Raw genomic sequence first — 24660 nt, forward strand, 5'->3', positions numbered from 1 at the left:
AACACAGATCAGAGGTTTCCGCTAATGACCTTCTGGTCTTCTCGGCCCATGCGGTAGGCATCGAGGAAGTAGCAGAGCTCTTCGAACGGCATTGCAGGGCTGATAAAGAAGCCCTGCACCTGATCACAACCCATCTGCCGCAGCGCGTTAAGCTGCTGACGCTGCTCGACACCCTCCGCGACCACTTCCAGGTCCAGGCTATGGCCCAGGTCGATCATGGCATTGACCAACTGGCGGTCAGAGCCCGCCGCATCAATGCCTTTAACAAAGCTGCGATCGATCTTCAACAGATCAATCGGCAAACGCTGCAAATGCATAAAAGAGGAAAAGCCGGTACCGAAATCATCCAGCGAGAAACGCACACCCAAGCCTGCCATACCCTGCATGGTCATCAGGACCTGATCAGGATTTTGCATCACCGCTGTCTCGGTCAGCTCAAACTCCAGCCAGCGCGGATCGATACTGGTTTTTTCCAGCAGCCGTTTGACCGTGGGTAACAGTTGGCTGTCCTGGAACTGCCGAAAAGACACATTTACCGCGATGTGAATCGGCGGCATCTTGCGCCGCTGCAGTTGAGCCAGGTCGTGACAGGCGCGGGCAATTACCCAGTAACCCATCGGCACGATTAACCCGGTTTCCTCCGCCAGCGGAATAAATTCGTTGGGGCCCAGCAAGCCGCGCTCAGGATGCCGCCAGCGGATCAGCCCTTCCAGCCCGACGATCTTGCCAGTGCTCAAGTTGACCCGTGGTTGATAATGCAGCTCGAACTGGTTACGCCGCAGCGCCTGGCGCAGCGCCGTTTCGAACTCGATCAGGTTATTGGCCTGCAGATTGATGCGGTCATCGTAAAAATGGTAGTTACAGCCGCGCTGCCCCTTGGCCTGCAACATCGCCATATTGGCGTGCAGCATCAGGCTATCAACGGTTTGCCCAGCCTCTGGGTAAGTAGCGATGCCGATACTGCAGCCCAGCAGCAAACTCTCGCTTTCAACAAAAAACGGCTCAGCCATTTCACTGGTCAGTTTTTGCGCAATCTGTAACAGATTGCTGGCGCGGGCGTAATCCTCGACGATCACTGCGAATTCATCGCCGCCCATGCGCCCGACGGTGTCGGTATTGCGCAAAACCCGGCGCAGCCGGGTAACCACTTCCTGTATGATGACGTCGCCGGCACCGTGACCCAGCGTATCGTTAACATGGCGGAAGTTATCCAGATCGATAAACAGCACTGCCAGCGGCTGGTTGGTGCGTAGAGCGCGGCGCATACCCAGTGTAAGCCGGTCCTGCACCATTTGCCGGTTGCAGACGCCGGTCAGGGCATCGTAACTGGAGGCATGGTTGATAGCCGTTTGCAGATCATGCCGCTCGATAGCGTATTTAAGGCAGCGGATCAGTTCGCCGGCACTGGCCTGGTCCCAGATACTGTCATCTACCTGATGCAGGTTCTGATCAAATTCTGGCTCGCTGGCCAAATGAATCACCGGCACCGGCGCTTCCCAGTCCTGAAGCAGGAAGGCGGGGCGCGCCAATATGGCTTTGACGTCGCCCTCAGCCAGCAGTTGCCGAGCCGCAGACCAGCTATCGGCCCGAACCAGCTCGTACGGATTGGATCTGAGCGACATGAGACGACGGCACAGCTGCACCGACGCGCCAGGATCGGTGTCAAGCAGCACAATACGCAGCAATTGACGCTCAGAAGCCAAACTCGTTTCTCCGAATGATCCATATAAATTAGCTATATAGATCGTATTTATAAAGTAGGTTATATCTAAAAAATGAGCAATAACCAAGGCGCTTTTTAGCCAAATATCCTATATGCAGTCCGATTTAACGTCATTTAGCCCCACAATCGAGGAGAAAACCGCCGGTGGCCAGCCTTAACCCGCGTCAGCAGGAAGCCGTCAATGACATCAGTGGGCCGCTGCTAGTGCTCGCCGGTGCCGGCAGTGGCAAGACCAGCGTGATCACCCGCAAGATCGCCTATCTGGTGCGCGAATGCGGCTTCAAGGCGCAGAACATCGTCGCGGTGACCTTCACCAATAAAGCCGCACGCGAGATGAAAGAGCGTGTCAGCATGCTAATCAAAGGCAAAGACGCGCGCGGCCTGACAGTCTCGACCTTCCACAATCTGGGGCTGAACATCATCCGCAAGGAACACCAGCGCCTTGGGTACAAGCCAGGCTTCTCAATCTTCGATCAGCAAGATGCGCAAGCGCTGATCACCGACTTGATGCACCGCGACTATGGCGCCGACGACGGCACCGAGGGCATCCAGTCACAGATTTCCAGCTGGAAGAACGACCTGATCATGCCCGACCAGGCGCTGGCCCAGGCCAAGACGCCGCAGGAACAAACTGCGGCCAGCGTGTATATGCACTACAACCGCACGCTCAAAGCCTACAACGCGGTGGATTTCGACGACCTGATCCTGGTTCCGGTAACCCTGTTCCGCGAGCATCCCGATATCCTGGAAAAATGGCAGTTCCGCATCCGCTACATGCTGGTAGACGAATACCAGGACACTAACGCCAGCCAATATCTGCTGGTCAAGATGCTGGTAGGCAATCAGGCGCGCTTTACCGTGGTCGGCGATGACGATCAGTCGATCTACGCCTGGCGTGGCGCCCGCCCGGAGAACCTGGCACAGCTCAAGGAAGACTTTCCGGCGCTGAAAGTGGTCATGCTCGAACAGAATTACCGCTCGACCAGCCGTATCCTCAAGGCCGCCAATACCCTGATCGCCAACAATCCGCACGTGTTCGAGAAGCAATTGTGGAGTGAACTGGGCTACGGTGAACCGATTCGCGTGATCCGCTGCCGCAATGAAGAAATGGAATGCGAACGGGTCGCTACCGACATTCAGACCCAACACTTGAAGCACAAGCGTGACTGGAAGGACTTTGCCATTCTCTACCGCGGCAACCATCAATCCCGCCTGCTCGAGCTCAAGCTGCAGCATCATCAGATCCCCTATCACCTGTCCGGCGGCACCAGCTTCTTCGCCCGCCAGGAGGTCAAGGATGTGATGGCTTACTTCCGATTGCTGGTCAATCCGGACGACGACAACGCCCTGCTGCGAGTGATCAACGTGCCGCGCCGGGAAATTGGCCCAGCCACGCTGGAAAAACTCGGCACCTACGCCACCACCCGACAGATCAGCCTATATAAAGCCTGTAGCGAACTAGGCCTGGCCGAGCAGTTGGAGCCGCGCTACTGCGAACGCCTGCAGCGCTTTGGCCACTGGCTCGACAATGTGCGTAAACAGTGTACCCAGGGCGATCCCATTGAGGCCGTGCGCAGCATGGTCACCGATCTGGACTACGAAAACTGGCTACGCCAGAACTGCTCCAGCGATGACGTCGCCGCAAAGCGCATGGGCAATGTCTGGGTTCTGGTTGAAGCGTTGAAAAACACCATAGAGCGCGATGAAACCGGCAAGACCGATATCGAAGACGCCATCGCCAAACTGGTGCTGCGCGACATGCTCGAGCGCCACGAGGAAGAGGAAGACACCGACCGCGTGCAGCTCATGACCATGCACGCATCCAAGGGCCTGGAATACCCGCACGTATTTATCATCGGCATGGAAGAAGAGATTCTCCCGCACCGCTCGAGCATCGAAGCCGACAGCGTAGAAGAGGAACGGCGGCTGGCCTATGTTGGCATCACCCGCGCCAAACGTACGCTGACCTTCACCTACGCAGCGCGGCGCCGGCAGTTTGGCGAAGTGATTGACTGCCTGCCCAGCCGCTTTCTTGACGAGCTGCCCAGCGAAGACCTGGAATGGGAAGGCACCGACGATGCGCCGCCAGAGCAGAAACAGGCCAGGGGCAATTCGGCGTTATCAGACATTCGCGGCATGCTCGGCCCAAAAAGCTGAATCCCGCCCACAAAAAAGCCACCCTCGGGTGGCTTTTCATGCAGCGCTGAGGTTATTCCAGGCCAGACATATGCTGAATGGAAGCCAGAATTTCTTCATCGGTGCAATCAGCACAGGTACCTTTGGGTGGCATCGCACCAACGCCAGCAATAGCTGACTGGGTCAAGGCATCCAGGCTACCGGCAGCGGCCAAACGCGCTTCCCAGGCAGCGGCATCACCGGTTTTAGGCGCTTGCAAAATGCCTGAGCCGTGGCAAGCCGTGCAGTATTGACCATAAACCGCCTCACCCGAACGCGCTCCACCTTCACCACCGGCAGAAGCCACAACACCTACTTCTTCAGCGCAGGGATCACCCGCCATGCAAACAGTACCGACCGGCTTGAGACGCTCAGCAATGGCGTCATGGATCGTATTTGCAAACGCACCGCCAGCCACCAGAACAAGCGTAGCTGCACAGGCAACCAGGATTCTTTTCGCAGTCATCACTTAAACATCCTCATCATGGCTAATCCGTCGGGCTTGATGGCTATACCCGTATAGTGCGAGCGAGTATACCGGTAAACCCGCAGCCAACAAAATAGCAACTGTAACCGGCGACATCAGGTCGCAGCCCCAGAAATACTCCCACCTGCACGCAGGGCATGGACGCCGACCCAATCAATGCGTATTATTGCGCCCCTGTAACGCACCCGTAGCTCAGCTGGATAGAGTACTGCCCTCCGAAGGCAGTGGTCACTGGTTCGAATCCAGTCGGGTGCACCAATCAAACGAAAAGGCCCAGCATATGCTGGGCCTTTTCGTTTGATTGAAGTACACAACGGCAGACGAGACCTCCTCGTCCGGCAAATCGCACCGCGATTTGGACGAAGCGCCACGACGGGGCAGAGACCATGCATCCATCATTTGAGGAGAGTCGTTTGAGATCCGATGAAATCGTCATGCAGAGCTACGGCCGCTGCTGTGCTTCCGCTAGTTTTTTTGATGACTTCTACCAACGCTTTCTGGACTCCTCAGAGGAGGTTCGGGAGAAGTTCGTCAATACAAACATGCCTGCGCAGAAACAGCTGCTGCGCCAGGGCATCCTCAACCTGGTCCTGTACTCCCGGGGTTTGCCGCCAACCAAGCTCAAAGCCCTGGCCGAGTCGCATTCGCGTGGCAAATTGGATGTACAGCCACACTTGTACGAACTTTGGCTAGAGTCACTGCTGCTGACCATTGAGCAGCACGATAGTAGTTTCGACACATCCATTAAACATGCCTGGGCGGAAGTCTTGCGCAAAGGCATTGATGTCATCAAGTCAGGATATTGATCGAATCCCATTGAGCACAACATCAACGGAGCCCCGGACGCTAGTCACGGAAGTGCGGCCCGGGCCCGTCATCGGCCAGGTCGTCCTCTGGATTGCGCAGCGGGCAGGCTTTGAGTGACAGGCAACCGCAGCCAATGCAGCCATCGAGCTGATCGCGTAGCTGGGTCAGTGCATGAATACGTTCATCGAGTGATTGCTTCCAGTGTCGCGAGAGACGTCGCCAGTCCCGTACCCCCGGAGTGCGCTCGGAAGGCAGTGCCTGCAGCGCCTCGGCAATGTCAGCCAAAGGTACGCCCACCTTCTGAGCCACCTTGATTACCGCCAGCCGCCGCAGTATGGAGCGCGGATACCGGCGCTGATTACCCGCACTGCGAAATGCCTTGATCAAGCCTCTGGATTCGTAGAAGTGCAAGGTAGATACCGTCAAACCACTGCGCAGTGCCACCTCTCCAATACCTAGACTGGTCCCTTTGAGTGTGCCGGAATCCGACTCCCTGACTTGTCGCATATTTACCTCCGAAAAAGCCCTTGACCTCAAGTTATGTTGAGATATTAAAGTTCTCGCGGCTTTCTCACAACGACCACGGAGCACCCCATGCAGCAGCAAACCAACGCCAGCCAACTGACCATGTTAAACCCTGCCGGGCTTTATGACCCCACCCCCAACGGCTACTCACATGTAGTACTGACGCCCGGGCAGAGTTCTTGGGTGTTTGTTTCGGGGCAAGGGGGTGAAGATGCCAATGGCGTTCTAGCCGCTGAGTTTGAGCTTCAACTGCGGCAATCGCTGGCCAACCTGGTTACCGCGCTGACGGCGGCAGAGGCAGGACTGCAGGACGTCGCGCGGTTGACCATTCTGGTTGTGGGTCATAATGAGCAGCGCCTGAGGCTAATCAGCCAGACCATCAATGAGGCCTGGGCCGGCCGTCCGACCCCCGCCTGCACCCTGATACCCGTACCTCGTCTGGCTCTGGACGGCATGCTTATCGAGATCGATGCCGTCGCCAGTCTCGCCGCGCGTGAAGTGATGCCGGCATGACGCAGCTCCGCAGCGAAACCACCGGGGCAAACGCCGCCAGTCAATACCTGTCCACCGGGGTGCTGTTAATGATGGCAGCGGCCACCGGGTTATGTGCCGGGGCCAACTACTTCAACCAGCCACTACTGAACTCCATTGCCTTGGCGCTCGGCATCAGCGAGGGGTTAGCGGCATTGACCGTAACCCTATCGCAAGTGGCCTACGCCGTCGGCCTGCTGTTTTTGGTGCCGCTGGGCGACAAACTGGAGCAACGCGGGCTTGTGGTCGGCCTGATGCTGACCGCCGCCCTGGGCCTATTACTGAGTGGCTACGCAGAGAACTTCAGCATGCTGCTGGTTGGCACTCTGATCACCGGCTTCTTTTCGGTCGCCGCACAGATCCTGGTGCCCATGGCCGCGAACCTTTCCGATCCGGCGCGTAGCGGTCGCGCGGTTGGTTTGGTAATGAGTGGTCTGCTTGCCGGCATTCTGCTAGCGCGCACTGCTGCGGGCCTGCTCTCGGAGGTGGACGGCTGGAGCACTGTATATCGCCTTACCGCCGTGCTTATGTTGTTGCTCGCTGGAGCCCTCTGGCTAGTACTGCCACGAGCGCGCAATGCTCACCCGGCCAGCTACGCGGCCACCCTGCGCTCGTTGGTACAATTGCTCATCGCCCATCCCCGGCTGCGCAGCCGGGCGGTGCTTGGCGGTCTGGTATTTGGCTCGGTCAGCGTGCTGTTCTCGACCATGGCGCTGCTGCTTTCCGGGCCGGGTTATGGCCTCAGCGACAGCCAGATAGGGCTGGTTGGTCTGCTCGGTATTGCCGGTGTGATGACCGCCAATCTGGCAGGGCGGCTGGCCGATAGAGGCCGGGGACAGGTCGTTAGTTCCGGCGCACTGGGCCTGTTGCTGCTCAGTTGGCTTGGGCTTTATCTTGGTGACGGCAATCTGTACTGGTTCCTGCTGGCGCTGTTGCTGTTGGATGTGGCCCTGCCAGCGGTGCATGTCAGCAATCAGAGCGTCATCTACCAACTGGCTCCGCAGGCCCGGGCACGGGTCAACGCCGTGTATATGACCGCTTATTTCACCGGCGCCGCCAGTGGTTCGGCACTGGGTGCGCTGGCCTGGAGCCATGGCGGCTGGGTCGCAACATGCGCAGTAGGTGCCGCGTTCGGCATACTCGCCTGCCTGGTGCTGCTGCATGACCAGCGTCTGGTGCGGCGCCAGTCCGCACCGTCAGCCCGAGTCATTCCAGCCTGACAGTGCGTTAAACTACACGTTAAGCAAATCACGGCTTAAAGCCGGTCGCGGTGATCGACGGCCCAAGCTATCCATGCCTAACCTGTTCACATGAGTGACTATATCCACAAGGCTAGCGAATGAGCACACGTATCGAGATAGCGGTAAACCCAGGAGAAGCTGAGTACTCAGCTATCCTCCGCCCCCTACACACTTACAATGTTGCGCAAGCGGGTGACCCCCAACCAGAGAAAGTTGCCCTGCTGGTCCGCGATGAGCATACCGACGAAATCCTTGGCGGCCTTTATGGTGGCATTTTCTACCGTTGGCTGTTCATCGAGTTATTGGCCGTACCTGAGCAAACCAGAGGGCAGGGTACAGGCTCGAAGTTGCTCAACATGGCCGAAGAGCTGGCACGCGAAAAAGGCTGCGTCGGCATCTGGCTCGACACCTTCGACTTCCAGGCTCCCGAGTTCTATCCGAAACACGGCTTTACCCGGTTCGGTCAGCTTGATGATTTTCCGCCGGGTCATCAGAGGTACTTTTTTCAGAAACGCCTGGTCTGACGTGCACGAAAACTGCTTGCCCCACGGCGCTCCCCCTGTTTCGGACAGCAGGATTATCTGCGGCGAAACAGGGGGAGTGGCTCAATCACCGAACGGCCATACAGCACACTCAATCCCTGCAGCCCCTTGAGCGCATCTTCTACCGATTTGTCCTCACGCACAGCAAAACTGTCGAAACCGCATTGCCGCATATGCGATAGCTGATCGCGCAGCACATCACCCACGGCGCGCAGCTCGCCCTGCCAGCCAAACCGAGTACGCAGCAAATAGGCCTGGCTGTAGCCGCGACCATCGCGGAAGCTGGGAAAATCGATCGCGATCAGGGGTAACACAGGCAACCAGTCCAACAGCGCGTCGGGCTCGTCATCCGGTTGCAAGAGCACGCCCTGGCTGCTCACCTCACGCCCCTGCAGCACAGCATCGCTCTGGCACTGCGCCCAGCACTGCACAGGTAGAATCGCCTTGGTCACCAGGGGACCTTCGTCATTGCGCATCAGTTGCCAGGGGTCGTCCGCGATGATCTGCGCCCCGTCCTGCTGCAGCCGAATCAGGTTGATCATGATGCTACCTCCTCGCCGCGATACACCCCAGCACGAAAGGGCTCCAAGCCTGCACGATTGACCGTATCCAGGAAGTTCTCATCGCCCTCCCGCTGCTGCAGATACACTTGGGTAATACGCTCGATCACCTCGGGTACTTCCTCGGCGGCGAAGGCCGGTCCGATCACCTTGCCCAATGCGGCCTGCTGGCCCTGACTGCCGCCCAGGGTCAACTGGTACCACTCGCTACCGTTCTTATCGACCCCAAGAATACCGATGTTGCCTATATGGTGATGGCCGCAGGCGTTCATGCAGCCGGAAATGTTCAGGCTCAGTGATCCCAGGTCATGCAGATAATCCAGTCGTTCGAAGCGGTCCTGAATCGCCTGGGCAACGGGGATCGAACGCGCATTGGCCAGTGCACAGAAGTCACCACCCGGACAGGCAATCACATCAGTCAACAGGCCGATATTGGCGGTAGCCAGCCCGGCATCGAGGGCTTCGCGCCAGAGGGCAAACAGAGAGGTGCGCGGTACATCCGGTAATACCAGGTTCTGCTCGTGCGCGACCCGTATCTCGCCGCAACCGTAGCGCTCCGACCAGTCGGCGATCAGGCGCATCTGTTCGGCCGTCACATCACCTGGCGGCGCGGCAAGGCCAGGCTTGGTCGAGAGCACCACGTTGCTGTAGCCCGGCACCTTGTGCGCCATCACGTTGCGCTCGACCCAGCGGGCAAAAGCCGGCTCCTGACTCAACCGGGCACCGTGCTCCAGATCGACGTCTGCCAGCGGGGCATAGGCCGGGCGCTGGAAGGATTCGGCGACCCGTTCATACTCGGCCAGCGTCAGACGTGCTGGGCCGTCCTTGATCTGTTCCCATTCGCGCTCCACTTCCGCCGCAAAGGCGTCGATGCCAAGCGCCTTGACCAGTATCTTGATCCGCGCCTTGTACTTGTTGTCACGCCGACCGTGGCGGTTATACACCCGTAAGATCGCCTCGACGTAGGACAGTACATCCTCCCAGCGCAGGTCATCACGCAGTTGTTTGGCAATGATCGGCGTACGCCCAAGCCCGCCACCGACCATGACGCGCAGTTTCAACTCCTCCTGCTGCCGATAGACGTATAGACCGATGTCGTGCACCTGAATAGCAGCACGGTCTTCAGCCGAGGCATTCAGCGCGATCTTGAATTTGCGCGGCAGAAACAGGAATTCAGGATTGACGGTCGACCACTGCCGGAGAATTTCTGCCAGCGGGCGCGGGTCCAGCCACTCATCGGCGGCCACCCCGGCAAAGGCCTCGGTAGTGATATTGCGCACACAGTTGCCCGAGGTCTGAATGGCATGCATGTCATGCTCGGCCAGCCATTCTAGAATGTCCGGCACCTGCTCCAGCTCAACCCAATTGAACTGGATATTCTGCCGCGTAGTGAAGTGGCCGTAGCCCCGGTCGAACTCGCTGGCAACATGAGCCAGTGCGCGCAACTGGTCTGCCGATAGAGTGCCATAGGGTATCGCGACCCGCAGCATATAGGCGTGACGCTGCAGGTAGAGGCCATTCTGCAATCGTAGTGGTAGGAACTCTTCCTCTGTCAGCTCACCACTCAGACGGCGCTCGACCTGGTCACGAAACTGGGCAACCCGCTCGCGCACCAGGGCCCGGTCGTAGTCATCATAGTGGTACATGCGCTCATCGCCTCCTGCTACAGCTGATTCGAAGGCGCACTATGACGTTTTCGCTGACACCTAAACAGGCTCAGATTAGGCCGACAAAACCATATCAGATGCCACGTACCGACCCATCGAAAGCAGCTATGCAGCGAAGTTTTTTCGCCTTCCATACAACCATGCCTGCGACCTCATGCCACGCCTGATATGGTTTTTATTCCAAAATCTGAGCCTGTTTCGTATCAGCAGGACTGCTCATCATCCGCATCAGCCTGATAACGAATGATGGGGTACCAGCATGAGCGAGAAAATTCCCGCCAAGATCATCGATGCCGCCGCCGTGCGCAACACCCCTGCCGGCTCCGGTGGACCTATCCACACCAAAGCCTTCAGTGGCCGCTATCGGCTTTTCCGGCTACTCGGCGCAGGTGCACTCTTTGCACTGTTTTTTGGTACCGTCTGGCTGACCTGGAATCAGCGTCAGGCCGTGCTCTGGGATCTGGTCAATCGTAAATTCCATATCTTCGGCGCGACCTTCTGGCCGCAGGACCTGATTCTGCTCTCGGCCATTCTGATTATTGCCGCCTTCGGACTGTTCTTCATCACCGTCGCTGCCGGGCGCATCTGGTGCGGCTACACCTGCCCGCAGAGCGTATGGACCTGGGTCTTTATGTGGGCGGAGAAAGTCACCGAAGGCGACCGTCATCAGCGTGTGAGGCTGGACGCCGCGCCCTGGTCAGCCAACAAGATCCTGCGCCGTGGTGCCAAACACGCCATTTGGCTAAGCGTCAGCCTGCTCACCTCACTCACCTTTGTCGGATATTTCACCCCAGTACGCGAGCTGACACATAATCTGGTGACGCTGGACCTGGGCTCGCAAGCGGCGTTCTGGCTGTTCTTCTTCACCGCTGCCACCTACATCAATGCCGGCTGGTTGCGCGAGAAGGTGTGCCGCGACATGTGCCCCTACGGGCGCTTTCAGAGCGTCATGTTTGACCGCGATACGCTGGTCATTTCCTACGACCCCGAGCGTGGAGAACAGCGCGGCCCACGGCGCAAAGGCAGCAACCCCACCGCGCAGGGGCTTGGCGACTGCATCGATTGCACACTCTGCGTACAGGTATGCCCAACCGGCATCGACATCCGCAATGGCTTGCAATTCGAATGTATTGGCTGCGCCGCCTGCATTGATGCCTGCGACAGCGTGATGGACAAAATGGGTTACGAGCGCGGGCTGGTTCGCTACACCTCGGAAAGCGCCCTGGAGGGTGGCAAAACTCACTGGCTGAGGCCCCGTTTAGTCGGCTATGCCGGCGTATTGGCGGTCATGATCGGGCTGTTTATCGTCGCCCTTGTAGAGCGCCCGCTGATGTCCATCGATGTCACCCGCGACCGCAACCTGTTTCGTCAGAATGGCGCGGGCCAAGTGGAAAATGCGTACAGTTTGAAAGTCATCAACAAGCGCCAGCAGCCTGGACGCTATCAGATTAGCCTGGACGCGCCGGCAGGTTTTCGCCTGGTGTCACCAGATATGCTCGACCTGGATGCCGAAGACATTCTCGACCTACCGGTCAGCGTGGTCTGGGACGGTGAGCAATGGCCTGACCCTAGAAAAGAGATAAGCTTCGTTCTGTCGGCTGTGGCTAACGATGCCAAGGCAGTCGTTACCGACTCCACCTTCCTGGCGCCAGTCAGACGCTAAAGGCTGTAGTACGCTAAATCGAGAAGTACCAATGAAACGCTATGAAAGACTGGCTGACGATATTGCCGAACTGATTCGCAACGGTATCCTTACTCCGGGTGAAAAGATTCCATCGATTCGCCATGCCAGCAAAACGTATGGCGTCAGCCCATCCACGGTGTTTCAAGCCTATTATTTGCTTGAGGATAGAGGCCTGATTCAGGCCCGTGCGCGCTCAGGCTATTTTGTTCGTGCCTTGGCAGGCCTACCCACACCGGAGCCCAGATTGGATCTCTCGGCTCAGGAGACCACGGATGTGGACGTCAGTGAGCTGGTGTTTTCCGTGCTCGGTTCGCTGAAGAATCCGCACACGGTACCCTTCGGCTCGGCTTTCCCCAGCCCTGACCTGTTTCCCCTAGCGCGCCTGGCGCGCTCGATGACGCAAAGCCTGCGCAAACTGTCGCCGCACGACATCATTGCCGACATGACCGCTGGCAACCCCGACCTGATGCGCCAGATTGCCCTGCGCTACATGGTCAGCGGCGTCATGCTGCCGATGGAAGAACTGGTTGTCACCAACGGCGCCCTTGAGGCACTCAACCTGTCACTGCAAAGCGTCACCCAGGCTGGCGACCTGGTTGCTATCGAATCACCCGCCTTCTACGCCTGCCTGCAGGTGCTGGAGCGACTACAGCTCAAAGCGGTGGAGATTCCCGTACACCCGCGTGACGGGGTCGATCTGAAAACACTGCGTGAACGCCTGGCCAGCTTGCCGATCAAGGCCTGCTGGTTTATGAGCAGCCTTCAGAATCCCGTCGGCGCCAGCCTCAATGACAGCCGCAAACAGGAACTCTACAACCTGCTATGCGAGCATCAGGTACCGTTGATTGAAGACGACGTATACGCCGAACTCTACTACGGCGAACGGCCGCCCAAGCCGATCAAGAGTCTGGATACCCAAGGCCTGGTGATGCACTGCGGGTCCTTCTCCAAAAGCCTGGCACCCGGCTATCGCGTCGGCTGGGTTGCCGGTGGTCGCTACGCCGAACGTATAGCGCGTCTCAAACTGATGACCACCCTCTCACCCTCAGTACCCGCGCAGACCGCCATCGCCGACTACCTGCAACACGGCAACTACGATCGCCATCTACGCAAACTGCGCTATGCCCTGGAAACCCAACAGGACGCCATGCTCGCCTCCGCAGCGCGACACTTTCCCCAAGGCACTCGCGTAACCCGCCCCTCAGGCGGCTACTTTCTCTGGTTTGAATTTCCAGGCAACGTCGATTCGCTACAGCTGTTCAAGCTCGCTCTGGCCCAGGGCATCAGCCTCGCACCCGGCCCCATCTTCTCCGCCAGCCAGGATTTTCGGCATTGTGCGCGGTTGAACTATGGGCATCCTTGGGGGGCAGAAAGTGAGCAGGCGATGGAGTTGTTGGGGCGGATGTTACGGTCTTTTTGATTATTAACGTAGTGCGTCTGAGGCAGGTCTTGACAGCAGTGGGATACTGAAAGAGTCGCCGCGATCACCGCCGCGGGTCCTACCAAACAGAGAGCAGGCGTCCCATGCGCAATGAAGAACTCAAGGCCTTGTTCGACCAACAGGCCGCCAACTACGACCAGCAATGGGCGGGTATGACACCCATTCGCGACTGTTTGCATTTGCTGCTCGATGCTCTTTTCAGTGGCTTGCCGGAGAACGCCCGAATACTCTGCGTTGGCGCCGGCACCGGGGTGGAAATGGCCTACCTGGCTGGCCGCTTTCCCCACTGGCAGTTCACCGCCCTGGATCCCTCGGGCGCCATGCTCGATGTTTGCCGCCTGCGGGCGACACAAGACGGCTTCCTCTCGCGCTGCAGCTTCCACCAGGGCTATCTCGAGACCTTGGCCACCGAACCGCGCTACGATGGGGCTACCTGCTTGCTGGTCTCCCAGTTCCTCACCGACCCGTCAGCCCGCACCGCCTTCTTCCACGACATTGCTCGGCGGCTCAAGCCCGGCGGCCTGCTGGCAAACGCCGACCTGGCGGCCGATACCAACTCCCCAGCTTATCAGACGCTGCTGCGCGGCTGGCTGAAACTGATGTCCTCCTCGGACGTGCCTCAAGAGGCAATCGAGCGCGCCCGCGCCGCTTACGCCAAGGACGTAGCCATTTTGCCCGCGCACCAGGTTGCAGACTTGATAGCATCAGCAGGATTTGAGGTGCCTGTGCAGTTCTTTCAGGCGGGGCTGATGCATGCGTGGTTTAGCGCTCAACGAGGCGACTGCTGAGAGCGGCTGCTGATGTAGCCCGGGAGCTACAAAACTTAGCTAGCAGTAAGCTTTGTGTCCTCCGAGCCACAACAATGGATAGGCGTGCTTGCCCAGTTGAGCTGCCAACAATCTCAAAGCACACCTCACACTGACCCAGAGCAATGCACCGTACGCCAATAATGGCCAGACTGCCGTTTTACGCAGCCGTACGGAGACCCCAATATGACCTACGATATCGCCATCATCGGTGCTGGCCCCAGCGGGCTGTGCCTGGCCCGTGCTTTGTCTGGCCACGGGCTGAGCGTGCTCCTGCTGGAGCGCCAGCCCGAAGCCGCGCTGGCCGAGCCCGCCTTCGACGGTCGCGAAATCGCCCTGACGCATAGCTCGCAAGCACTGCTGGAGCAACTGGATATCTGGTCGCGCCTGGACGCGCAGGATATTGCTGTACTGCGTGACGCCAAGGTATTCAATGGGCCTTCAGCCTTTGCCCTGCAGATCAACGCCCAGCAGACCGGTGCCGATCGCCTGGGCCACCTGGTCGCTAACCATGCCATCCGCCGTGCGGCCTATCAGAGCCTGCTTGCGGCAGCCGATACCGAGCTACGCAGTGAGGCCGATATCAAGGCGATCAAACAACAGCCCGACGCCGTCGAGCTGACCCTGCCCAATGGTGAGGTGATAAGAACCCGACTGCTGGTTGCCGCCGACAGTCGCTTTTCCGAAACCCGCCGCATGCTGGGAATAGGTGCGCAATTGAAGGACTACGGCAAAAGTATGTTGGTGTGCCGCATGCAACACGAAGAAGACCATCAGCAAACCGCGTGGGAGTGGTTCGGCTACGGCCAGACTCTGGCACTGCTGCCACTCAACGGCAGACAGTCATCCGTGGTCGTCACGCTACCCCCACGCGAGATCGCCCAGCTACAACAGATGGACGAGGCGCAGTTCGCCATTGAAATGGCCGAGCGCTTCGACCATAGACTAGGACGCATGCAACTGGTCAGTACCCGCCATGCCTACCCCCTGGTTGGTGCCTACGCCCGCCAGATGATCGGCCCACGCTGCGCCCTGATCGGCGACGCCGCCGTCGGCATGCACCCGGTCACCGCGCACGGCTTCAACTTCGGACTGGCCAGCGTACAACGACTAAGCAAACTGCTATTGGCCGCCCACGCCCGCAACCAGGACCTGGCCGCACCAGCACTACTGGAGCGCTACCAGCGCCAGCAGCGACTGGCGACCTGGCCGCTGTACCAGGCCACCAACCTGCTGGTGGAGTGCTACACCAGCGACAAATTACCCATGCGCCTGCTGCGCAATGCCGGGCTGCGGTTGGCGCAGCAGGCTCAGCCACTCAAGCGGGGGATAGCGCGGCATTTGACTAGTCATGGCTGAGGGGTAACTGCCATTAAATTAGTCGTTATGGCCGGGTGGCTGCTTCGGACGAACTTGGTCGGCACCTTCAGGACGCCAAACTTCTACAGAACAAAAAACCGACTCGCGCTGCACGTGCCAAAAACACAGCTCGGATAACCGACAACCTGAAGCTCGCAGAACTGCGGAAAGACCTAAGGATTCAAGAAGCCCCTGCGCCCCGTACCGTCCAGCTGGAGCAGCCTCAGCGACTCGATGCTAATGCATCGCTCAACACGGCAGAGAAGTTCGAATACGAACATGACCCTAAAGCCCTTAAGAATCCTCTTCTGAGCCAAGTACAGATCGACCCGAGCATCTATCCGTTCGCGGGTTCTGAGTACCCATCCGGTGGTCGAGACATGTTTGGTGTGTTCGGCGATTCCTGCCCCGACCGCTGGGGGCGACTCACTGAGGCAGGGCCATTTCTCGACGATCAAAACAATGGCGCCGCCCCTCCATTCGTGGCGATCGCCGATATCGAGCGCGCAAGCCGAGCCCTTGAGCTTGATCCTGACAATACCGCGCTGGATGGTCGTGACTGGTTACGTATGCTAGTTGCTGGTGCTAGTCAGATCAGGAAAACCAGCGCGATCAGCAAAGAGTCAGGAGAGTATGTTCATCTGACCCCAATTACATGGTCATAATCGAGCAAGGATTTACCAGCTGCTTTAGGCCAGGAGCTGCCATTCACTATGCTAAACTTAACGACAGTTCTGCCGCAAATTGCAGCTGTTCGGATCTCTTGAATCACCTTTGCTGCCAGGAATATTGCATGCGGCTCGTTTTCCCCGCCTACTGAATCGCTCAGCGCTCAGTAACAGTGCAAGCGCTTCTTGCCAACTAACCGCCCGCCAGTTCAATGGTTCGGAACTTTTCACCGAGGAATCCGAACTTATGGGGGAAGATCTAGGCGTAAGCAGCCTTTAAAAACTACACGAACGGGAGGCTTTGCATGGTGGTGAGCGAAAAGCAGGAAAACCCGACACGTCCCGGACTCATTGTCGGGATCGGGGCCTCCGCAGGCGGTCTCGAAGCTTTCACAGCGTTCTTCGAGCATTTGCCGCCTGATAGTGGAATGGCGTTCGTACTGGTGCAGCACCTTTCTCCCGATCATGAGAGCGCGCTAACGGAGATTCTCGGGCGGGTCGCGCCTATCCCGGTGGTGGTGGCTCAGCACGGCATGCGAGTTGAACCCAATAGGGTTTACGTCATCCCGCCCGATGCTACCCTAACGATCAAGGACAGCTGTCTCCTGGTCGTCAAACCTGCGCCCGCGCGGGTGCACCGTCGACCCATCGATTCGTTCTTCGCCTCATTGGCACAGGACCAGGGCGACAACGCCGTTTCGATCGTTCTGTCAGGAGTGGGTAGCGACGGGGCGAGTGGCCTTGCCGCCGTCAAAGAAAGTGGCGGGCTAACAATCGCCCAGGCTGAGTTCGACCATCACGCCATGCTGGGTATGCCGCAAAGCGCGACGGCGACGGGGCTGGTTGACTATGTCTTGCAGGTCGAAGAGATGCCGGCCAAGTTGATTGAATACCGCGATCACCTGGCGCTCGTGGCCGACCGAAAGGATAGCGAGGGCACTAGGACCGATGCCGCAGAACACCTGGCGAGCGTCCTTTCTGTGTTACGCGCGAAGACGGGGCACGATTTCACCAAATACAAGATCAAGACTGTCACGCGGCGCATCCAACGCCGCATGCAGGTTTTACAAACCGACAGTGTCCCGGCCTATATCAAGCATCTTCGGGAAGATCCCGTCGAGCCGGAATTGCTATTCCGCGAGATGCTCATTGGCGTGACCGAATTTTTCCGTGATCCGGAGGCCTTTAACGGCTTGTCAGCGGCCATCGGAGCAGTGCTTGACCTCAACCCGGACGCGCAAACCCTGCGGATCTGGGTGCCGGCATGTTCGACCGGGGAGGAGGCCTACAGCCTCGCCATCACCATTCAAGAACTAATCGACGCGCGCAGCGCAACTCTCGACGTGCAAATTTTCGCTACGGACATCGACGATCATGCCGTCGAGTTCGCTAGAGCGGGGCGCTACCAGCGTACCAGCGGTGTCTCACCGGAGCGCCTCGATCGCTGGTTTTATGAAGAGAACGGTGCGTTTTGCCCGATACGGCAGATCCGCACAATGTGTGTCTTCTCGGTCCACAACGTGACGAAAGACCCGCCATTCTCCAAGCTGGACCTGATCTCGTGCCGCAACCTCATGATCTACATGGACAGCGACCTGCAAGATCGCGTGCTGCGCACATTCCACTATGCCCTGAAGCCCGGCGGCGTGCTTTTTCTTGGACTATCGGAGGGCGTGAGCAGGCACGCCAAGCTCTTTACGCCACAGAACAAGGCCGCTCACATCTTCCTGCGTCAAGATGGGGATGCGCAGTTCCCAGCCATGCCGATGCCCGCGCAGACGCCTGCCCCAAACCGCCTTGCAGGCGACCCTGGTCGAGGATCGGGTGACCGGATCGACCGCGCGGTGCGCGCGGCCTTGGTCAAGCACTCGCCCGTGTTCCTCGTCGTTGATCGCCAGAGCAACATCCTGCGCTACTCGGGCGGGGAGGTTGCCCGATACCTCGAACCTTCAGCGGGCGTGGCGAGCTTGAGCCTACTTTCCAATCTGCGCAAAAGCCTACGCATCGCCGCCCGCACGGCGCTGCAATCGGTAATAAAAAATGGAGAGGGCGTGGTCGTTGATAACGTGTCCGCTCTGGTCGAGGGTCAGCAACGGTTGTTGAGCGTTATCGTCGAACCAGTACAAGGTACAGACGGTAGCGAGGATCTTTATGTTGTTGCGCTCCAGGAAACTCGCACGGCGGTGCCAGAGCCGTCACAGGCTGCTAATGGAGTCCCCCAGAGCCCGGATGCCATGGCTACCGAGCAGGAGCTGCGCACAACTCGAGCACAGTTGCAGGCGACGATCGATGATCTCGAAACCGCAAACGAGGAAATGACGTCATCGGCGGAGGAGTACCAGTCGGTTAACGAGGAGCTGCAGTCGACTAACGAGGAACTGCAAACCTCGAAGGAAGAAATGCAGTCGGTCAATGAGGAGCTGCAGACGATAAATGCCGAGATGATGGCGAAGAACGACCTTCTCTCCAACCTTAATAGCGATTTACAGAACCTGCTGGACAGCACACAAATCGCAACGATTTTCCTCGATGAGGATCTTCGTATCAAAAACTTCACGCCAGGCATGGCCGATATCTTCAGCCTGCGAGAGAGCGATCGGGGCCGGCCTTTGACGGAAATCGTCAGCCTGCTGGACTATGACGGCCTCCAGCGTGACGTAGCCAAGGTGTTGCGCGAACTCACCGTCATGGAGCGCGAGGTCGAATTGCAGGACCGCGGCTCGTCGTTTGTCATGCGGATCCGGCCGTACCGTAGTATCGAGCGGGTAATCGGAGGTGTGGTCATCACCTTTGTGGATGTGACAGAGCGTAAAAACGCCGAGCGGGCCCGCAGCGTCAGCGAGCGCCGCTTCACCGCGATTGTCAGCCAAGCAGCCGTAGGTGTTGTCGAAACAACCGCCGCCGGCAACTTTCTGCAGACTAACGCCGCTTTCGAAAGAATGTCTGGTCGGTCCGCGCAAGAGTTGCAGCGGCTAAGCCGGCGCGAGCTTGTCCATCCCGATGACGTTGTAGCTATCAACGCGTGCTTCGAACAAGCTAGCCGCGACAGACAGCCGTTCGAGTCCGAATACCGCCTGGTGCGAGCAGACGGTAAAGCGGTGTGGGTGCACGACAGCGTTTCCGTGCTTGATGATAGCGATGGGCGTGCCCATAGCTTCATCTCCGTCACCTTGCTTATCGACGAACGCAAGCACGCCGAAGAACAGACGACATTGCTTTTAGGCGAGCTGGATCATCGCGTGAAGAACGTCCTGGCTATCGTGTCCTCGATCGTCGCCCAGACCCTCAAAGCGGATCTTTCGCCGGAAGCGTTTACGGAGGCGATCGCGGGCCGCATTACTGCGATCACCCGCGCCCACAATCTCCTGACCCATCACGGCGCAGCCAGCGCCGGAACCCTGCGCGATCTTATCGATACGGAACTGGAGCCTTACCAAGGACAGGATCTTCGGATCGACGGCCCCGCCATCGTGCTTACTCCAAAGGCGGGTCTTTCATTGGCGATGGCGATCCACGAACTGGCCAGCAACGCGGCGAAGTATGGCTCGTTGTCCGTCCCCAAAGGCCAACTTACGGTCTCCTGGGCGGTGACAGAAGGTCCTGATCGCCAGTTGTGTTTGAACTGGACGGAATCTGGCGGCCCCCCCGTTCCCGGTCCGCCCTCGCGAAGGGGTTTTGGCACGACACTAATCGAGCGCTCCCTCAGCTTCGAGTTTGACGCCCAGGTAGACCGTAGCTTTGCTTCGAGCGGGGTGGTCTGCACCATCGCGGTTCCCTTCACCGCGGAGCTCGGAGAGCTCCGCTCGGCAAGACAAGGGGAAGAATAATGGCTGCTCAGCGCATCGCAGAGGGCCGCCGGGTGCTCGTCGTTGAAGACGAGATGACCATCGCGCTGATGATTGAAGAAATGCTGCTTGACCTCGGCGCGCAGGTCATTGGTCCTGAGTCTCGCCTGGACGCAGCCTTGCCACTGGCCGGCGAAGCCTCCCTTGATGCCGCGATCCTGGACGTCAACATCCGGGGCGGGACCTCCTACCCAGTCGCGGATATCCTGGCCGCGCGAGGAATTCCGTTCATCTTCTGCAGCGGATATAACGACTGGGCGCTCGAAGAGCGGCATCGCGACCGCCCGCGTTTAACCAAGCCCTACAGCTTGAAGGCGCTTCAAGACCAGGTGAAACAATTGTTGGGCGCGTTGTCTAACTGACAGGGCAGACACACGCGTACAGGTGTGTCTGCCCCATACAACGTTGCGTTAACGCACTCATCTGACGGAGTTAATATGGCCCGACGCGAGATCATAGCAATCGGTGGGTCGGCGGGCTCGATCGCGGTGATCCGGCAAATCTGCCGTGCGTTGCCAGCGGACCTGCATGCTTCTGTCCTGATTGCGGTTCATGTTGGAGCTGGCAACCAAAATCTCCTCGCCGACATTTTGGATAGCGGGGGACCGCTCCCAGCAAGCACTGCAGTCGATGGAGAACCGCTCCAGGAATCGCGTATCTATGTGGCCCCCGCAGACCATCATCTTGTGGTCGATGGACAGTTTATTCGATTGGGTCGCGGGCCGCGCGAGAACATGGCGCGGCCCGCGATTGATCCTTTATTTCGGTCCGTCGGGATCAGTGCTGGACCCAATGCGATTGGCGTTTTGCTTTCGGGGATGCTCAATGATGGAGCGTCGGGATTGGCCGACCTAAAGCGTTGCGGAGGTGTGACGGTAGTTCAGAACCCCCTCGATGCCATCGAAAGCGAAATGCCCCAAACTGCCCTGCTCGCGGGCGACATCGATTACCGTGCGCCAGCCAATGATCTAGCCGCGCTCCTGAGCCGCCTTGTGCGAGAAGAGCCAGGCCCAACCCTAACTCCGCCTGCAAGCGTCGCGCTTGAAGTGGCCATCGCGATGGGACGGCCCTCCGACAGCGGCACCATCGCGGAAATAGCCTATCCGGTGCCGTTGAATTGTCCTGGCTGCGGAGGGACATTGTCGCAGATCAGAGGCTCGCCGCTGCGCTTTCGCTGTCAGGTGGGACATGGCTACACCGCAGAGGCCTTAGCTCACGAGCACGAAGGCTCCATTGACGAGGCCTTTCGCATTGCCCTGCGGATCATCGTGGAGCGGGCCGTTCTAATGGAGAAGATGGCGCATGACGCGCTTCAGGCCGGAAGAACCGCCGCCGTAGCCACTTTCAAAGAACGGGCTCAGGAGTACAGGCGCTCGGCAGCGGTTCTGATGGACGCTGCGCTTAAGGGATAACGGACCCTGAAGACTAATGCATTCGTTTTCTGAAATTTCAGGCGTATTTGCCTTAAAAGGTAGCGCCTATTTCTATCGCGTACAGGACTAAGACACCCTACCGGCAGCTATTGGCCGAGAACAACCTTTCCCACCTCTACTCGTCAAACCGCCCCGCACCTTCCCGATCACGAGCAATGTCATTGTTTTCTTAAAAATCAAACACTCTGACCCCATTGATTCTGACCCCATTGATTCAGAAGATCCGCTATTGCATGTGTTCGAGTAAACCTACCCAGGTCCGGGCTTGAACAGCCTGGGTTTCACTATCCCTGAGTTCCGATATTCAGCGCCTGAATATGGCGCGCGACATCCCCAATGATTCTGTGCGGTCGCTATACTCGCCTGGCTAGACTAGCCCGCAAGAACCCTCAACTGCTATCAAGGCCAGCCAGGCAACGCCTGGAGCGAGTAATCTCACCTGACGATTACAGCCCGCGTATACCTATAACAATGTACTTAGAAGGGGTTGTCCATGAGTGTCATCACTGCCAAAGATGGGGGTGCCCAAGGCCAGTTGGTGGGCTACGGTTCCAAGGCGTACCGCAATTATGTGCTCTTCGCGCTGACACTGATTTACATCTTGAATTTCGTCGACCGCGCCCTGCTGGCGGTCGTCGGTCCTGACCTGGTACCAGACCTCGGGATTACCGACACCCAGTTCGGGCTTCTCACCGGCTTCGGTTTCGCCCTGCTCTACACCGCTGTGGGCATCCCGCTAGCGCGCTTTGCCGATGTCGCCAATCGCGTATGGATCATGACCGTTTGCGTGGCGCTGTGGTCGTTGATGACGGCACTCTGCGGTCTTGCCACGGAAGTGACCATCGGTTCGGTGACCATCGGCGCGTTCTGGATTCTGCTGATGTGCCGCGTCGGTGTGGGTATCGGCGAAGCCGGCTGTACGCCGCCGGCCAACTCCCTGATCGCGGACTATTTCATCCCACGTGAACGCTCTCAGGCGCTGGGCTTCTACGCCATGGGCGTCACACTCGGCACCATGTTCGCCAACCTGATCGGCGGCTGGGTTACAGACATGTTTGACTGGCGCACCGCCTTTTTCGTCGTCGGTTTGCCGGGCTTGCTGGTCGCCCTTGTGTTCAAATTGACGGTCAAGGAGCCGCCGCGCGGCTACACCGATCCGCCGCAAGCCGAGAAAAAAGAGCGAGCCAGCCTGGGCGAGGCTATCCACGAGCTGATGGGCAAGCCTGCTTTCTGGCTGATGACCGCCGGCGCCACCATTGCCGCATTCTGCGGTTACGGCATCTCCTCATTCCAGTCGCTCTTTCTGGTCCGCACCTACGAAATCACCGCCGGTCAGGCAGCGATCTGGATCAACACGCCGGTAGCCCTGTCCGCAGCCGTAGGCACCTTCGCCACCGGGTGGCTAGCGACTAAAATTTACAAGAAGCACCCGGGCGCCATCGCCTGGGTACCGGCGGTGGGCCTGGCAGTGTCGGTTCCGTTCTATATTTTCGCCTTCACCACCGACAATCTGCTCTACGCTGCCATCGGCCTGGTCATCGCCGGCTTCGTGAAGTACGGCTATCTAGCCGCTCAGTACACGATCGGCCAGGGTGTGGTCAGTATGCGTGTGCGCGCAATGGCCACGGCAGTGATGCTGCTTCTCGTCAACCTGATTGGCTACGGCTTCGGCCCGCTGTTCATTGGCGCCGTCTCCGACATCTTCTTCAAGTCCGGCGTTGCCGAGTTCGGGGTCGCGGCTGGCGAACTGGCACGCAATCAGTGTCACCCCGCCGTGTTAGGTCAGCTGAGCCAGAACCTGCAGGAAGTCTGTGGCCAGGTCTACGCACAAAGCCTTCAAACCTCCATGGTCATCATGGCCTGCTTGTACTTCGGCAGCGCTCTTTGCTTCCTGCTGACCTGGCGCCGGCTGGGCAAGGATATGGTAGACAGACAGGTTATAAATCCCGTCACTCCATAAATTCCATAAGTGGCAAATCAGAGGGCGCATTGCGCCCTCTTTTTTTGCGCTTACAAGAAAGCGTGCACGATTACACCACGCACTCAATCCAAGCTCGGTACGCTCTAGCCTTAACTATCTGAGTCACAAGCCCAGCGCATCACAAGCTCCGGCTGACCGGTATGCGGATCGGGCGATTCGGCAACCGTCGAAAAGCCGCCCGCCTGATAGAATGCGACCGCTCTGGCGTTGGCGCTGTACACGCTGAGCTCAAGGGCTGAGCGCCTGCGCTTGGCTTCATCCAGCAACTGCCGACCCAACCCGCGGCCCTGGGCGGCAGGACTGACAAAGAGCGCCGCCAGGCGATGCTCGTGCAATGACAGGAATCCGAGTAGCTGCCCCTGCTCCTCCAATACCAGGGTTTCGGACTGTGGCAGGTAATGCTCACGCATGGCATCCAGTTGCTCGCGCCAGAAGGCTTCAGGCACAAAATCGTGGGCCTTGATCGACGCTTCCAGCCAAAGGTCGAGGACGGCGGCGCTGTCGCTGGGGCGATATGGGCGAATCATGTTCATTTCCTGTTGAGGAGATTGCGAGTCAATGACAGTAAGGCTACATATTTTCGGTGCATCAGGTTCGGGTACTACCACCCTAGCCCGCGTACTGGCCAAGCGCTGCGGCTGGCTTCACCTGGACACCGATGACTTCTACTGGTTACCCAGCGAACCACCCTACCTGCACAAGCGGCCACCCCAGGAGCGGGTGGCAATGATAAACGAACAGACTGCCCAGGTGCCAAACTGGGTACTGAGCGGCTCGCTGTGCAGCTGGGGTGAAGCGCTGATCCCTTCATTCACTCACGCGCTGTTCCTGCGCCTTGATGATAACGAGCGCATGCGACGCCTGCAGCAACGCGAATCGCAACGTTACGGCACACGCATCCAGCCCGGCGGCGATATGCATGCGCAAAGCCAGGCCTTTCTCGAATGGGCCGCAGGTTATGAGCATGGCGACATACAGACTCGCAGCCTGCTGATGCATGAAACATGGATCGAACGGCATCTCGCCTGCCCGCTATTGCGCCTAGATTCGACCCGGGAGAGGCCGGAACAGCTTGTTGAGCGGGTGGTGGAGTGGATGAGGGGCTGAGCTTGGCGTGGGGGAGTTGATACTGAGATACATTCGACATGGGGAATGGCAGCTTTCGGCCCAGAGCGTGTAAAAACG

General features: G+C 58.6%; 21 protein-coding genes and 1 tRNA gene. 16 read left to right on the plus strand and 6 right to left on the minus strand.

Annotation, left to right across the window (positions count from 1 at the left end):
• Window positions 1–8: 8 nt before the first annotated feature.
• The gene (locus K787_RS23460; RefSeq protein ID WP_022963923.1) at window positions 9–1703 is read right to left on the minus strand and encodes a putative bifunctional diguanylate cyclase/phosphodiesterase; all 1695 of its coding nucleotides are present in this window, start codon (window positions 1701–1703) and stop codon (window positions 9–11) included.
• Between the two features lie 164 nt (window positions 1704–1867).
• On the opposite strand from K787_RS23460, the gene rep reads away from it, so the two are divergent.
• Entirely contained in the window at window positions 1868–3880 is a 2013-nt protein-coding gene (gene rep, locus K787_RS0116525) for a DNA helicase Rep (protein WP_022963924.1), read from the plus strand.
• A 52-nt stretch (window positions 3881–3932) separates the two neighbouring features.
• Here rep and K787_RS0116530 read toward each other — a convergent pair whose 3' ends face one another.
• Window positions 3933–4367 carry a c-type cytochrome gene (locus K787_RS0116530; RefSeq protein WP_152486859.1) on the minus strand — a complete coding sequence of 145 codons (435 nt, stop codon included), beginning with the start codon at window positions 4365–4367 and terminating at the stop codon, window positions 3933–3935.
• Window positions 4368–4566: 199 nt separating this feature from the next.
• Here K787_RS0116530 and K787_RS0116535 point away from each other — a divergent pair.
• Together K787_RS0116535 and K787_RS0116540 are read left to right on the plus strand one after the other, a co-directional pair.
• Window positions 4567–4643 (plus strand) — tRNA-Arg (locus tag K787_RS0116535).
• Between the two features lie 155 nt (window positions 4644–4798).
• On the plus strand, window positions 4799–5191 hold the full coding sequence (locus K787_RS0116540; protein ID WP_022963926.1) for a globin: 393 nt from the start codon (window positions 4799–4801) through the stop codon (window positions 5189–5191).
• A gap of 40 nt (window positions 5192–5231) precedes the next feature.
• Here K787_RS0116540 and soxR read toward each other — a convergent pair whose 3' ends face one another.
• Window positions 5232–5699, minus strand: coding sequence for a redox-sensitive transcriptional activator SoxR (gene soxR, locus K787_RS0116545; protein ID WP_022963927.1), 468 nt, complete (start codon window positions 5697–5699; stop codon window positions 5232–5234).
• Window positions 5700–5786: 87 nt separating this feature from the next.
• Between soxR and K787_RS0116550 the strand changes: the two genes are divergently transcribed.
• The 3 genes from K787_RS0116550 (at window position 5787) to K787_RS0116560 (ending at window position 8013) form a co-directional block, all read left to right on the plus strand.
• Window positions 5787–6230 carry a RidA family protein gene (locus K787_RS0116550; RefSeq protein ID WP_022963928.1) on the plus strand — a complete coding sequence of 148 codons (444 nt, stop codon included), beginning with the start codon at window positions 5787–5789 and terminating at the stop codon, window positions 6228–6230.
• The gene (locus K787_RS23465; protein WP_022963929.1) at window positions 6227–7468 is read left to right on the plus strand and encodes an MFS transporter; all 1242 of its coding nucleotides are present in this window, start codon (window positions 6227–6229) and stop codon (window positions 7466–7468) included. The genes K787_RS0116550 and K787_RS23465 overlap by 4 nt, the downstream gene beginning before the upstream one ends.
• A gap of 119 nt (window positions 7469–7587) precedes the next feature.
• Window positions 7588–8013, plus strand: coding sequence for a GNAT family N-acetyltransferase (locus tag K787_RS0116560; RefSeq protein WP_022963930.1), 426 nt, complete (start codon window positions 7588–7590; stop codon window positions 8011–8013).
• 53 nt (window positions 8014–8066) lie between these two features.
• Here the strand turns inward: K787_RS0116560 and K787_RS0116565 are convergent, their stop codons facing one another.
• On the minus strand, window positions 8067–8573 hold the full coding sequence (locus tag K787_RS0116565; protein WP_022963931.1) for a DUF934 domain-containing protein: 507 nt from the start codon (window positions 8571–8573) through the stop codon (window positions 8067–8069).
• The gene (gene nirA, locus K787_RS0116570; RefSeq protein WP_022963932.1) at window positions 8570–10237 is read right to left on the minus strand and encodes a nitrite reductase NirA; all 1668 of its coding nucleotides are present in this window, start codon (window positions 10235–10237) and stop codon (window positions 8570–8572) included. The genes K787_RS0116565 and nirA overlap by 4 nt, the downstream gene beginning before the upstream one ends.
• Window positions 10238–10517: 280 nt before the next feature.
• On the opposite strand from nirA, the gene ccoG reads away from it, so the two are divergent.
• The 9 genes from ccoG to K787_RS0116615 all read left to right on the plus strand — a co-directional run bounded on the left by ccoG (window position 10518) and on the right by K787_RS0116615 (window position 23454).
• Window positions 10518–11921: a cytochrome c oxidase accessory protein CcoG gene (ccoG, locus tag K787_RS0116575; RefSeq protein ID WP_022963933.1), complete on the plus strand. Its 1404-nt coding sequence runs from the start codon at window positions 10518–10520 to the stop codon at window positions 11919–11921.
• Window positions 11922–11952: 31 nt separating this feature from the next.
• A complete protein-coding gene (gene mapR / locus K787_RS0116580) occupies window positions 11953–13362 on the plus strand; it encodes a GntR family transcriptional regulator MpaR (protein WP_022963934.1) in 1410 nt (469 codons plus the stop codon).
• 104 nt (window positions 13363–13466) lie between these two features.
• Entirely contained in the window at window positions 13467–14171 is a 705-nt protein-coding gene (locus tag K787_RS0116585; protein ID WP_022963935.1) for a class I SAM-dependent methyltransferase, read from the plus strand.
• Between the two features lie 204 nt (window positions 14172–14375).
• Entirely contained in the window at window positions 14376–15548 is a 1173-nt protein-coding gene (gene ubiM / locus K787_RS0116590) for a 5-demethoxyubiquinol-8 5-hydroxylase UbiM (RefSeq protein ID WP_022963936.1), read from the plus strand.
• Between the two features lie 35 nt (window positions 15549–15583).
• Window positions 15584–16213 (plus strand): hypothetical protein, encoded by a 630-nt coding sequence (locus tag K787_RS25125; protein WP_022963937.1) that lies wholly within the window; start codon window positions 15584–15586, stop codon window positions 16211–16213.
• Between the two features lie 308 nt (window positions 16214–16521).
• Window positions 16522–20043 (plus strand): chemotaxis protein CheB, encoded by a 3522-nt coding sequence (locus K787_RS23470; RefSeq protein ID WP_022963938.1) that lies wholly within the window; start codon window positions 16522–16524, stop codon window positions 20041–20043.
• On the plus strand, window positions 20043–20423 hold the full coding sequence (locus K787_RS0116605) for a response regulator (protein WP_022963939.1): 381 nt from the start codon (window positions 20043–20045) through the stop codon (window positions 20421–20423). Before K787_RS23470 ends, K787_RS0116605 begins: the two co-directional genes overlap by 1 nt.
• Before the next feature lie 75 nt (window positions 20424–20498).
• Window positions 20499–21473 (plus strand): chemotaxis protein CheB, encoded by a 975-nt coding sequence (locus K787_RS23475; protein ID WP_022963940.1) that lies wholly within the window; start codon window positions 20499–20501, stop codon window positions 21471–21473.
• A 514-nt stretch (window positions 21474–21987) separates the two neighbouring features.
• Entirely contained in the window at window positions 21988–23454 is a 1467-nt protein-coding gene (locus K787_RS0116615) for a spinster family MFS transporter (RefSeq protein WP_022963941.1), read from the plus strand.
• 110 nt (window positions 23455–23564) lie between these two features.
• Here the strand turns inward: K787_RS0116615 and K787_RS0116620 are convergent, their stop codons facing one another.
• Complete coding sequence (locus K787_RS0116620) at window positions 23565–24002, minus strand: N-acetyltransferase (RefSeq protein WP_028615030.1); 438 nt, start codon at window positions 24000–24002, stop codon at window positions 23565–23567.
• A 31-nt stretch (window positions 24003–24033) separates the two neighbouring features.
• On the opposite strand from K787_RS0116620, the gene K787_RS0116625 reads away from it, so the two are divergent.
• Window positions 24034–24582, plus strand: a complete 549-nt coding sequence (locus tag K787_RS0116625; protein WP_022963943.1) for an AAA family ATPase — start codon at window positions 24034–24036, stop codon at window positions 24580–24582.
• The last annotated feature ends 78 nt before the right edge of the window (window positions 24583–24660 follow it).

Origin of the sequence: Halopseudomonas pelagia CL-AP6 (assembly GCF_000410875.1) — a bacterium.
GTDB lineage: Bacteria > Pseudomonadota > Gammaproteobacteria > Pseudomonadales > Pseudomonadaceae > Halopseudomonas > Halopseudomonas pelagia.